General features: G+C 72.2%; 6 protein-coding genes and 4 pseudogenes. 6 read left to right on the top strand and 4 right to left on the bottom strand.

Annotated elements, in window-relative coordinates; all coding sequences use genetic code 11:
- Positions 1-32 precede the first annotated feature (32 nt).
- Together ABD357_RS16095 and ABD357_RS16090 are read right to left on the bottom strand one after the other, a co-directional pair.
- Positions 33-2,444, bottom strand: coding sequence for a hypothetical protein (locus ABD357_RS16095; RefSeq protein ID WP_344390759.1), 2,412 nt, complete (start codon positions 2,442-2,444; stop codon positions 33-35).
- 212 nt (positions 2,445-2,656) lie between these two features.
- A complete protein-coding gene (locus tag ABD357_RS16090; protein ID WP_344390758.1) occupies positions 2,657-3,055 on the bottom strand; it encodes a hypothetical protein in 399 nt (132 codons plus the stop codon).
- A 391-nt stretch (positions 3,056-3,446) separates the two neighbouring features.
- On the opposite strand from ABD357_RS16090, the gene ABD357_RS16085 reads away from it, so the two are divergent.
- Together ABD357_RS16085 and ABD357_RS16080 are read left to right on the top strand one after the other, a co-directional pair.
- Entirely contained in the window at positions 3,447-4,610 is a 1,164-nt protein-coding gene (locus tag ABD357_RS16085; protein WP_344390756.1) for an exonuclease SbcCD subunit D, read from the top strand.
- Complete coding sequence (locus ABD357_RS16080) at positions 4,607-7,645, top strand: AAA family ATPase (protein WP_344390754.1); 3,039 nt, start codon at positions 4,607-4,609, stop codon at positions 7,643-7,645. Before ABD357_RS16085 ends, ABD357_RS16080 begins: the two co-directional genes overlap by 4 nt.
- 168 nt (positions 7,646-7,813) lie before the next feature.
- Here ABD357_RS16080 and ABD357_RS16075 read toward each other — a convergent pair.
- Positions 7,814-8,475, bottom strand: a pseudogene (locus ABD357_RS16075) (AAA family ATPase); the annotation flags it as partial.
- Positions 8,476-8,497: 22 nt separating this feature from the next.
- A pseudogene (locus tag ABD357_RS16070) lies at positions 8,498-9,402 on the bottom strand (universal stress protein).
- 260 nt (positions 9,403-9,662) lie between these two features.
- Here ABD357_RS16070 and ABD357_RS16065 point away from each other — a divergent pair.
- The 4 genes and pseudogenes from ABD357_RS16065 to ABD357_RS16055 all read left to right on the top strand — a co-directional run.
- Positions 9,663-10,006 (top strand): annotated as a pseudogene (locus tag ABD357_RS16065) (universal stress protein); the annotation flags it as partial.
- A complete protein-coding gene (locus tag ABD357_RS44720) occupies positions 9,999-10,127 on the top strand; it encodes a universal stress protein (RefSeq protein WP_425584885.1) in 129 nt (42 codons plus the stop codon). The pseudogene ABD357_RS16065 and the gene ABD357_RS44720, both read left to right, overlap by 8 nt.
- 135 nt (positions 10,128-10,262) lie before the next feature.
- The gene (locus tag ABD357_RS16060) at positions 10,263-10,880 is read left to right on the top strand and encodes an Rv1733c family protein (protein WP_344390753.1); all 618 of its coding nucleotides are present in this window, start codon (positions 10,263-10,265) and stop codon (positions 10,878-10,880) included.
- A gap of 70 nt (positions 10,881-10,950) precedes the next feature.
- Positions 10,951-11,700 (top strand): annotated as a pseudogene (locus ABD357_RS16055) (glycosyl hydrolase family 65 domain-containing protein); the annotation flags it as partial.
- Between the last annotated feature and the right edge of the window lie 73 nt (positions 11,701-11,773).

The following is an 11,773-nucleotide window of genomic DNA, read 5'->3' as shown; positions in this document are numbered from 1 at the left end:
CGAAGGCCCAGCGGCGCCACACTCCGGGCCGGTCACGACGCACGTTCCACCGCCCGCCGCAGCCGAGCGGCGTTGGCGGACGGGCGGTCGCGGTCGGCAGCCCACTTCTCCAGCCACCACAGCAGCCGGTCACGGTGCCGTCCGCGCCTGCGGGCGATGGCGACGAGGAGCCTGGCGAGCTCGTCGAGGGCACCGGATTTCTCACCCGTGTACGCGCTGAATTCGCCGTTCTCGTCGATCCACTCGCGCAGCGCCTCCAGCGCGGCGTCCTGCACCGGCCGCCGGGCCAGCGCCCGCGCCCACAGCTCCGCGAGCCGGTCGCCGTGCCGCGGCAGGCCGCTCAGCAGCGCGGGCACGCCGGGGACGTACGCATGGTCGGCGTCGTCCGCGTCGACGGCGGGCTCCTCGTACGGCCGGGACACGGCGAACACGAAGGCGGAGAGGGTCTTCACGACCATGGGTGACAGGTCCTGGGGCTCGGACCAGTCCAGGTAGCCGTCCAGGAGCACACGGGCCTGTCCCTGGTGGATGAGGTGAACTCCGCCCCAGGCCACAGAGGGCAGCGTCCCCCAGTCGTCCTCGCGGTCCAGCGCGCTGCGCAGCACGTCCACCGCCCGGTCCGGGGAACTCCGGCCCAGCAGTCCGCCCACCGCGTTGGCCGCCGTACCGGCCAGTCGTCGCTGGTACGCAGAGGCATCACCGCGGGCCCAGCGGTGCAGCAGCTCCCAGACCGCGTCGGCGGTCTCCGGACGGCTGCCCGCCACGCCCAGCGCGGTGGCGGCGGCCTGCCGCAGGGGCCAGGAGGTGCTGCCCGCCCAGGCGGTGAGGTACCGGTGCACGGCGTAGTGCGGATCGGCGAGGGCGAGGACACCGGCCGCGACGGCCGCCCGGGCGCGCACCTCCAGGTCGGCGTGGTTCAGCAGCCGGCGCAGCCATTCGAGGACGGCGTCGCGGCGGCCGTCGAGCGCGTTCCACGCGTAGGCGAGGATGACCTGCCCGAGCAGCCCGTTGCGGAAGCGGACCCGGGGCGGACCGGTGCCGAACGCCCCGTCCTCGGGAAAGTCCAGCCGGATCCACTGCTGTTCGTGGCCGAGCCGGTCGCCGAACCGCAGATCGGGCGGGGCTTCGTCGGGCGGTGCGAGAGCGGCGCGCAGCTTCACCGCGGCGTCCGCGACGGTGAGGTAGCCGCTTTCCTCCAGTACGGCGGCGGCCAGGGCGAAGGCGACCGCCTCGGGCTCGCGGTACCGGTTGAACCAGGCCCGGACCTGGTCGCTCGGGTCGCGCAGCGCCGCCACCGCCGCGGCCACGTCGCCTCCGGCACTGATCACGGAGGCCAGCCGGACGGCGTTGTGGGCCGCGGGCTGTTCCCGCAGCGCGCCGATCGCGCCTGTGCTCTCCAGCAGCGTCTGGAGATCCGTGTGCGCGTCCGCAGTGCCGCCGTGGCCCAGGACGCGCCGCTCGACGACGGCCAGGGGGTCGACCGGTACGAGCGTATGCCGGGCAATGTGCTCGCCGCCGGGCCCGGCCGCGAGCACGTCGAGATCGTGCCCGCCGGTGAGCACCAGATGGCAGTCCGCGGCACGCAGGGCGGCGACGACGGCCGCCAGGCGGTGCACTCCGTCGCCGGACTCGCCCCGCAGCGGGGGGCTCGTCGACGCCAGCGCGCCCCTCACACCGAACGCGCCCGCGAACTCCCGTACCCCGGCCGGACCGTCCGCCAGCACCGCCAGGTAGCCGGCGTTCTTGACCGGGGGTTCCCAGCCCGGCTCCAGTACGGCCGAGGGAGTCAGCAGCCGGTGGCAGCCACCCTCGCCGCCGCCCAGGGCCAGGGACTCGGCGAGCAGGTTCACGGCCGTGGCCTCTCGCCCGCTGCCGGGCGGCCCGGTCAGCACCAGCAGCCGTCGCTCGCGCAGGGCGTCCAGGGCCTCGTCGTACCCGTCGGGCTGCGCGAACAGCTCGATGTGCTCGGCGAGTTCGGCCGCCTCCAGAGACAGTACGGACACCCCGCCCGGACGCGTCCGAGCCGCGTGTGCGTCACCGGTGTGGAATCCCCCGCCGAAGCTCACGGTCTCGTTGAACAGAGCCAGGGTGCCGATACGGGTTCCGGAGGCGTCGGCGTTCAGTCGCTGGGCGATGAGGTCGGCGATGGCTCCGGCCCGCAGTGCCTCGGACCGCTCGGCCTCGTCGTGCCCGCTGCCCTCCGTGAGGGAGCGAAGGGCGTCCGACTCACTGACCGGTCCGTCCTGCTCCTCCGCGTGCGGACGACGCTCGGGAGGGGCTGCCTCCTCCTTGACGTCCGGCGACCCGGCCTCTGCGGAGTCCCTCCTGCGGTCCTTCGGGTCTTTCGGGTCCTTCGTTTCCCTTGTCTCCCGGGGGGAATCGGTCCGTTTCTCGGCGGTCCCAGCCCCGGCACGGGGGCTCTCGGAGGCGGTGTCCTCGCTCATCGCTCCTGGTCTTCGGCCTCGGCTCTGGTGACGGGCGGGCGGTGCGTTCGCCGGGCTGCGGCCCAGGCGAGCGGATGCGTTACGGGTCGGATGTCGTCGAGGCGAGGGCAGACTCGCGCTCCGCGCGGCGGCTGTGACTCAAGGCCGGACAGGCTCCGGCGGCGATGTCCGACCGCCTGCGCACCCGTCCGCGCCGTGGTGACACGGCGGCCTTACGACGTCTTCCAGTCCCCCTGCACTTCGACCTTGCCGTTGAACACCTGGGCGTTCTTGATCAGCGCCGCGTTGATCTGGGCGCCGTCCCTGCCCTGTGCGGCGACGGCTTCGTCGACCAGTCGCCGGATTTCGGTCTCGAACTCCGGGTCCAGCAACATGTGGGCCGCGAGGAGCCGTTCCAGGGTCTGATGGGCGCTTTCGTCATCCGGGGCACCGGTCACGCGGTCCAGGGCCTCCTCCGCGTCCGCGTCGCCGCGAAACCGCGCGCGTATCCGCTCGACGAGCCGTGCACCGCCGCTCCAGCCGACGCGGCCGGCCTCCTGGCCTGCCGATTCGAGTGCTCCCTTGACCACGAGCGCGACACCAGCGGCCGCGGCGGCCGTAACCGGATCCATGTTTGATTCCCCCGATTTTCCGCTTTCCATGCAAAGAGCGGAGCCAATCTAGGGGGGCGGGTGTGTGGCGGTATGGGCTTCCTGCAAGTTTGGCTGAAAGTAGCTGAACGGTCGCCAGGAGTGTCAGGTGTGCACGGTCGGGGGCGGGGATCGGCGCGAGAAATCAAGATCGAGAAATAGATGAATCCAGCGGGGAAGTTGGCTCAAACATGACCTTGCCGACTGCCATCCACCTCTGCAACACCACGCTGGGAGGCGACCGTTGAGGAAATGCTGCGAGCTGCACCGGGACCGGTGCGGCCGTGCGCACGTCGGCGGGAGAGGCTGTGCGCGGGGCCGATACGGCAGTAGCCGCCCGTGATGTCCGACCCGGCCGTTAGTCTCGGGGATCATGAGGCTGCTGCACACTTCCGACTGGCATCTCGGCCGGGCGTTCCACCGGGTGAACATGCTCGGTGCCCAGTCCGAGTTCATCGGCCACCTGGTCACGACCGTGCGCGAGCGCGGGGTGGACGCGGTGGTCGTGTCGGGGGACGTGTACGACCGGGCGGTGCCACCGCTGGCCGCGGTCGAGCTCTTCGACGACGCCCTGCACCGGCTGGCCGACCTCGGTGTGCCGACGGTGATGATCTCCGGGAACCATGACTCGGCGCGCAGGCTGGGGGTGGGAGCCGGGCTGATCGACCGCGCGGGCATCCATCTGCGGACCGATCCTTCGGCGTGCGGTACGCCCGTGGTGCTGGCCGACGCCCACGGCGACGTGGCCTTCTACGGACTGCCGTATCTCGAACCCGCCCTGGTGAAGGACGAGTTCGGAGTCGAGAAGCCCGGCCATGAGGCGGTGCTCGCCGCGGCGATGGACCGGGTCCGCGCCGACCTCGCCACGCGCGCACGGGGCACCCGCTGCGTCGTCCTCGCACACGCCTTCGTCACCGGGGGCGAGGCCAGCGACAGTGAGCGGGACATCACGGTGGGCGGGGTCGCCGCCGTACCGGCCGGGGTCTTCGACGGGGTCGATTACGCGGCGCTCGGTCATCTGCACGGCAGCCAGATCATCACCGAGCGCGTGCGCTACTCCGGCTCCCCGTTGCCGTACTCCTTCTCGGAGGCCGAGCACCGCAAGAGCATGTGGCTGGTCGATCTGGGAGCGGACGGTTCGCTCGACGCCGAGCGGATCGACTGCCCCGTACCGCGCGCTCTCGCCCGTGTCCGGGGGCGGTTGGAGGACCTGCTGGCCGACCCGGAGCTGGCCCGGCACGAAGAAGCGTGGGTCGAGGCGACCCTCACCGACCCGGTGCGTCCCGCCGACCCGATGGCACGGCTCAGCGACCGCTTCCCGCACACGCTGAGCCTCGTCTTCGATCCCGAGCGGGCCCCCGACGACCCGGACGTCTCGTACGCCCGGCGGCTGGCCGGACGCAGCGACCAGGAGATCGCGGAGGACTTCGTGGCCCATGTGCGCGGAGCCGGCCCGGACGTGCGCGAACAGGCCGTGCTCCGGGACGCGTTCGACGCCGTACGCGCCGACGAGGCCGTCCACGAGGTGGCCCGATGAGGCTGCACCGGCTGCACATCACCGCGTTCGGGCCCTTCGGCGGGGCCCAGGCGGTCGACTTCGACGAGCTGTCGGCCGCCGGGATCTTCCTGCTGCATGGGCCGACCGGCGCAGGCAAGACCTCGGTTCTTGACGCGGTGTGCTACGCCCTGTACGCCGCGGTGCCGGGCGCCCGGCAGAGCGGCCAGGGCATGACGCTGCGCAGCGACCACGCCGAGCCCGGCAGCCGTACCGAGGTCCGGCTCGAACTCACCGTCGCCGGGCGGCGATTGGAGATCACCCGGCAGCCGCCCTGGGAGCGTCCCAAGAAAGGGAACCGGCCGGGCACAACCGTCGACAAGGCGCAGAGCTGGCTGCGCGAGTACGACGCGTCGGCGGGCTCCTGGAAGGACCTCAGCCGCTCCCACCAGGAGATCGGTGAGGAGATCAAGCAGCTGCTCGGCATGAACCGCGAGCAGTTCTGCCAGGTCGTACTGCTGCCCCAGGGCGACTTCGCGCGCTTCCTGCGGGCCGACGCCGAGGCCCGCGGCAAGCTCCTCGGCCGACTCTTCGACACCCGCCGTTTCGCGGCCGTCGAGCAGCGCCTGGCCGAGCTGCGGCGCGCCGCGGAGGCCCAAGTACGCGAAGGAGACGCCGAGTTACTCGCTGACGCGCACCGTATGCAGCAGGCCGCCGGGGACATCGTGGAGCTCCCGCTGCCCGATGTGGCCCCCGGAGACCCGGGGCTCGCCGAGTCCGTGCTGTCCTGGGCCGCGATCGCCCGCAGTACCGCACGCGAACGGTTCACCGTTGCACGCTGCGCCCAGAAAGCCGCCGAGTCGGCGCAGTCGGAGGCGGATCGCGTTCTCGACGACGTACGCGAAGTGGCGCGGTTGCAGCAGCGGTTCACCGAGGCGCGGGAGCGGGCCGCGCGCCTGGAGGAGCACTCCGGTGCGCACCGGGAGGCCCGGGCGCGGATGGAGCGTGCCCGCAAGGCCGAGGCCGTGGCGCCCGCGCTGTCCCTGCGCGACGCCGCGGAGGCCGAGCACCGGCGGGCGGCTGCCGACGAGACTCGCGCGCGTGCGCTGCTCCCGGAGACCTTCGCCGACGCCGGCGCCAGTGGACTCGCGGCTGCCGCACGCAAGGCCGCTGAGGAGCTGGGCGGCCTGGAGTCGGCCCGCCGGGCCGAGCACCGGCTGTCCGAACTCGCCACCGAGCGCGAGGCGTTGGACCGCCAGGAGCGCGCCGACGAGGACGTGCTCCAGGACGCGGAGAGCTGGCTCGCCTCCTGGGAGAGCACCTGTGCCGGACACCAGGCGCGCATCGAGTCGGCGCAGGAGGCCGCCACTCGCGCCGAGCAACTCGCCGTCCAGCGCGAGCCCGCCCGGGCGCGGCTCGAGGCGGCACGGCTGCGGGACCAGCTCGCCAGGGACACGGACGACGCCCACGCGCGCGTGCTCGCCGCGCGGGAGCACGCCGCGGACGCCCGCGCCCACTGGCTCGACCTCAAGGAACAGCGCCTGAAGGGCATCGCCGCGGAACTCGCCGCCGCTCTCGTGGAGGGCGAACCCTGCGCCGTCTGCGGTGGCACCGAACACCCGGCGCCCGCCCGGAAGATCGCCGGACACATCGATCAGCAAGCCGAGGAGGCTGCGCTCGTCGCCCATCAGGAGGCCGACGAGCAGCGCGCGGAGGCCGAGCGGCGGCTCGGCGTCGTACGCGAGGCGCTGGCCGCGGCCACCGCCGAAGCGGGCGACGCTCCCACCGAGCAACTCGCCGAGCAGGCCGAGGAGTTGGCGCGGCAACACGCCGAAGCGCGCGGAGCCGCCTCCGGTCTGCACGCGGCGAGTGAGGCCCTGAGACAGGCCGAGCACGAGCACGAGCGGCGGCTCGCCGCCCATCAGGAAGCCGCGCTGCGCGCCGCCTCACGCGCCGCGCGCAGGGAGACCCTCGACCGCGAAGGGGCAGGGTTGGCGGAGGAGTTGGCGCAGGCCAGGGGCGCCGCAGGCAGCGTTTCCGCGCGGGCGGCGCAACTGGAGCGGCAGGCGGCGCAGTTCACCGAGGCCGCGGACGCCGTACGCCTCGCGGCGGACACCGCGCAGCGGCTCAAGGACGCCGACGCCCGACTCGCCGACGCGGCCTTCCGCGCCGGGTTCGACACGCCGCAGGCCGCGGCGGCCGCGCTCCTCGACGACGCGGCTCACCGTGACCTCCAACGGCGACTCGACGCCAGGCAACAGGAGGAGGCAGCCGTACGGGCCGTACTCGCCGAGGCCGACACCGCCGAGGCCGCCCAGCAGCCGCCCGCCGACCTCGCCGCCGCGGAACAGGCCGCCGCCGACGCCGCCCGCCGGGCCCGCGAGGCCGCTTCCGCCCGCGACGCCGCCGCCCGGCGCTGCACGGAACTCGATCAACTGACCCGCCAGGCAACCGCATCCGTGCGCCGACTCGGTCCGCTGCGCGAGGAGTACGACCGCGTGGCCCGTCTCGCCACCCTCGCCGCGGGCACCTCCGCGGACAACGAACGCAAGATGCGCCTGGAGTCCTACGTCCTCGCCGCGCGCCTGGAACAGGTCGCCGCCGCCGCGACCGCACGCCTCCAGCGCATGTCCTCCGGCCGCTACACCCTCGTCCACTCCGACGACCGCGCCGGGCGTGGCCGCAGCGGCCTGGGACTGCACGTCGTCGACGCCTGGACCGGCCGCGAACGCGACACGGCGACACTCTCCGGCGGCGAGACCTTCTTCGCCTCCCTCGCCCTGGCGCTGGGCCTCGCGGACGTCGTCACCGACGAGGCTGGCGGTGTCCGCCTCGACACCCTCTTCATCGACGAGGGCTTCGGCAGCCTCGACGACCAGACCCTCGACGAGGTACTCGACGTCCTCGACTCGCTGAGGGAGCGGGACCGCAGCGTCGGCATCGTCAGCCACGTACCGGATCTGCGGCGCCGCATCCACGCCCAACTGGAGGTTGTGAAGGGGCGGCAGGGGTCGGTCGTACGGCAGAGGGGGGGCAGTGACCGGTCGGGCGGCGCGGTGACGGGGGCGCGACCGTGAAGTGGCACGGCAGCGGGATCAGTGGCCGATGGGACGCCGGGGCAGCGGTGACGAGTACACGACGCTCGTGGTCCGGACAGCTCGGCGGCGATGGTGAACGCGGCCTCGGCGGGACGGGCAGGCCCAGCCGGGTCATCTCCGCGAGGTTCGCGCCCTTGCCGCCCAGCAGCAGTCCAGAACGCGTGTGCCGTCGTCGAGGCAGAAGATGTCCTCGGCGAGCAGGTCTCCGTGGCCGTCGACCACCCGCCCCTGCTCGATGCGCCTGTCGAACAAGGGCTCGCGGCCGGCGAGGTAGCGGCGCACCAAGCGCTCGATCTCCTCCACCCCGTCGGGCACGGTGCCGTCGTCGGACAGGGGCGCGGACCTGGGCGAAGCTCGCTTCCCAGCGTGAGGACAGTGCGTCGCGTGTCCCCTGCTCGGTCACCTCCCGGCTGTGAGGTGCGCTCGCGTGGTGGGCGGAGAGCAGCCGGGCGACGGCCCGAAGGGCGTCGTCGACGGCCGCTCCTTCCCGTACCAGTCGGGAGAGGCGGCGCTCGGTGGCCATGCGGCGCATCACCACGACGGGTTCCGGTACGTCGGTGTCCGGGCTCCGGAATTCGCCGACGCCGAGGTAGACGTCGGGGGCGAAACGGCGGTAGAGGACGGCCTCTCTCGCACGCGGCCTTCCGGGCGGCCACCGTGGTGTAGTCCAGGAATGTCAGGTCGACTGGTTTCTTCACCTTGTAGGCACGGTCCCTGATGAAGAGGACCACGGCGGTGTGTGTCTCGCGCACCTCGGCGCGCGAGAGCGACGGGGCTCTGGGGACGTCGTCCCGCCGCGCCGACGCCATCGGCTCGCCGGGGTGGTTCGGCTCAGTCATGGGGGACGACGGCGACAGGGCAGCGCGCGTGGTGTGCGGCGGCTTGGGCCACGGGGCCCAGGCGTGGTGCCAGGGGAGGGTGGTGTTTGCGTCGGCCGACACCAGCAACTCGGCGCCGGCGGCGGCTGCTATGACGGCCCTGGCGGGGCTGTCGCGGCGGATGGCCTCAGCTACGACCACGCGCCCGGGAACTTCTCGCGCCAGGCCCAGAAGGGCCTGGCTCAGGCCCTTCTGGGCCTCCTGCGTGACCTCGTGGGTCACGGTGTGGTCCACGCCCCAGGGGGCGTACGCGTGGATCGGCACGCTGCGGCCATGGACGGTGCGGAGCGGCACGCCCCGCACCGCGGCGGTGGTGAAGGCGAATTCGAGCAGGTCGTCGCACGGTCCGTGCAGTTTCAGTGCCACCACCACTCCGCCTGCCAGACCTGATTCGGGCGCGCGACCTTCCTCCCCCCGCTCGGCGCGCACCAGGACCATGGGCCGCTCGGCGCGCACCAGGACCATGGGCCGCTCGGCGCGTGCCACCACGGACATGCTGATGTCGCCGAGGAAGTAGTTTTCCACGGGAGTCAGGCCCCGCGAACCGAGCACGAGCATCTCGGATTCCGACGATGCCTGGAGCAGTGCGTTCTGTGCGTCGTCGGCGACCAGATTGCCGACGACGGTGAGGCCCGGGTGGCGCGCCTGGAGTTCCGCCTGGGCGTTGTGCATGAGCCGCTTCGCCCAGTAGTTCTGATCGATTTCCGCAGGGATGCGGGTCGGCTCCGGGACCAGCAGCGGCCACGCGTGCAGCAGGCGCAGGGTGAGATTGCGTCGCTCGGCTTCGTCGGCGGCCCAGCGGGCGGCGGCGAGGCTCTCGGGTGAGCCGTCGAGGCCGACGGTGAGGGCTTGTCCCATGGCGACTGCCTCCGTCTCGTACGAAGCTGGAAGGACGGTGAGTGCGGTCACCGCCCGGACGGCTGCCGCCCCCGTGCGTCGGTGGCCGTGCAGGCCGGCCGTGGGGCGTGCTCGACGCGACGCACGAGCGTTGGCGCCGACCCGACAGAGCACGGTGCTGCTGCATCGAGGACTACCCCAGATCTCCTCGCGGCGCATGTGGTCTCCGGCGAGGCGGCGATCGTACGGGCGTGAAGTCCGGAACAAGGGAGGTGGGAGCGGTGGTGCTTCCCCTGGTGGTCGGCATCGACGGGTCCGAGGCGAGCCTTGAGGCGGTGGAGTGGGCCGCGGACGAGGCGGTCCGGCACGAGGTGCCGCTCCATCTCGTGCACGCGGCGGTAACAGACCACGAGACGCCCGACCTGGTGGCTGTCGCCTCGGAGCGAGCCGGCAAGAGCGCGCCGACGGTACGGCTGTCCAGTGAGGCAGTGCACGAGGACGCGGCGTCCGCCCTGGTCGGCAAAGGGCGCAACGCCTTCGCACTGGTCTCGGATCCCGAGGGCTCGGAGATCTCGCCGGACTGCTCCTGGGCTCGGTCAGCTTGGCCGTGGCCGCTCATGCCGACTTATCTGCTCGTCGTCGGGGCCCGCAGGCGACATGGGCACGTGGGTCTGCAGTTGGGCCTGGTCAACCACGCGGTGCTGCATCACGCGCCGTGTCCGATCGCGGTCGTACCGCAGGTATGACCCCGTGACGAGCAGGGTCGAGCGGCCGTTCAGCAGGGACCTTCGGCCCCGTGATCGGACGCTGCCGCCGTTGGAGGGTGGTGAGGGAGTCAGACGTGGCGGGGGGACGCACCAGCAACAGCTGGAGGACAGACCATGAGCGCACAGGATCCGCCGCACGCATCCGGTCCCCACCGACCGCACAAGGAGCAGCCCCCGCCGGGGGGCGCGAACCCACTGAGGCGTACGTCCGATCGGGTCGAAGCCTGGTGCTCCGGTTTCCTGCTGGCAGTGCTCGTCCTCGGCCTGCCCGCGGCTTCGGTGAGCGCGGGGCTCGCGGTCCACGAGTCGACGATGCGCACCGTTCAAGCCCAGTCCGCGGAGCGGTTCCAGGTAACCGCTCGGGTGACCTCGGCCCAGAAGGCAGCATCGGGCGGTGCTGCGGACGAGAAGCAGAAGGTTCAGGTCAGGTGGACCGATAAGGACGGCCGGCAGCAGACGGGAAGCGCCCCTGTACCACTGGACAAGACCGCAGGCTCGACCGTGCGGATCTGGGTGGACCGGGAAGGAACCGTGAAGAACCCGCCGCTGTCCGCGAGCAACGCGAAGGCCGGCGGCTGGCTTATGGGCGGCATGACGGCGGTCGTCGTGTACGCCGGCTTCTTCGCTGCGCGCAAAGGTATGCGCCTGGCGTTGGACCGCAGAAGGTACGCACAGTGGGACGCCGAATGGGACCGGGTGGAACCCCTCTGGTCCGCGCGGTTCCACAGGTGACAGGCCGGGGCCCGGAGCGTGGTCCAGGAGGTGACGCAGATGTCCGATGCGACGACCACTGACGTCTACGGAATGGGAGGAGATCTCCCGGCGGTTGCGGGTGCCGTTCCACCAGGGAGTCATCAGCCGGTTCGACGGCTACGGCGATCTCGCCGAGCTGGACTGGGACGCTTACCGAGCCCGCTACGACAGCATCCGGCGGCTGGACCGGATCCTCGAGGCCGAGGGCTACACCGTCAACCGCTACCAAGCCTCCCAGCAGGCCGACGTACTGATGCTCGGTTACCTCTTCTCGGCCGCCGAGCTGCGGGACCTGTTCCGCCGCCTCGGCTACGACGTGGACGACGAGATCTGGCGCAGGACCGTCGGTTACTACCTCAAGCGCACCAGTCACGGCTCCACTCTCAGCGGCCTCGTCCTCGCCTGGGTCCTCGCGCGTGCCAGACAGGCCGAGGCGTGGACGTATGGCAAGGAAGCCCTGGAACAGGACGTCGCCGACCTTCAGGGCGGCACAACCGGTGAAGGCATCCACCTCGGTGCCATGGCCGGCACCCTGGACCTGGTGCAGCGTGGCCTGACCGGGCTGGAGACCCGCGAGGACGCCCTCCGGCTGGACCCAGTGCCGCTACCGGCACTGTCGGAGTACGGATTCTCACTGCGCTGCCGCGGCCACCGGGGAGTCCGCGTCCGGCTGCGCAGCGGACTGTTGGGAATCGGTGTGCCCGACTCGGAGTAATCCCCGATCCGTGTGGTCCTGCCCGACCGGGCCGTCACCGTTGCACCGGGAGAGACCTGCACGCTTGTGCTGCCGGTGAACTGATCCGCGTGGCGGACCGGGAACGACGTGACGGCTGGTCAGAATTCCGGAAGCGCGGCGATTCGGAGCCTCGCGG

The sequence above is a fragment of the Streptomyces vastus genome, assembly GCF_039532825.1.
Taxonomy (GTDB): Bacteria; Actinomycetota; Actinomycetes; order Streptomycetales; family Streptomycetaceae; genus Streptomyces; species Streptomyces vastus.
The sequence above is the reverse complement of the archived record's forward strand: the minus strand, read 5'-3'. Positions and strand labels throughout refer to the sequence as shown.

Excerpts from the sequence above, each read along its gene's own strand:
- ABD357_RS16095 (WP_344390759.1), bottom strand. The coding sequence starts at position 2,444 with ATGAGCGAGGACACCGCCTCCGAGAGCCCCCGTGCCGGGGCTGGGACC.
- ABD357_RS16080 (WP_344390754.1), top strand. The coding sequence starts at position 4,607 with ATGAGGCTGCACCGGCTGCACATCACCGCGTTCGGGCCCTTCGGCGGG.
- ABD357_RS16085 (WP_344390756.1), top strand. The coding sequence starts at position 3,447 with ATGAGGCTGCTGCACACTTCCGACTGGCATCTCGGCCGGGCGTTCCAC.
- ABD357_RS16060 (WP_344390753.1), top strand. The coding sequence starts at position 10,263 with ATGAGCGCACAGGATCCGCCGCACGCATCCGGTCCCCACCGACCGCAC.
- ABD357_RS44720 (WP_425584885.1), top strand. The coding sequence starts at position 9,999 with ATGCCGACTTATCTGCTCGTCGTCGGGGCCCGCAGGCGACATGGGCAC.
- ABD357_RS16090 (WP_344390758.1), bottom strand. The coding sequence starts at position 3,055 with ATGGATCCGGTTACGGCCGCCGCGGCCGCTGGTGTCGCGCTCGTGGTC.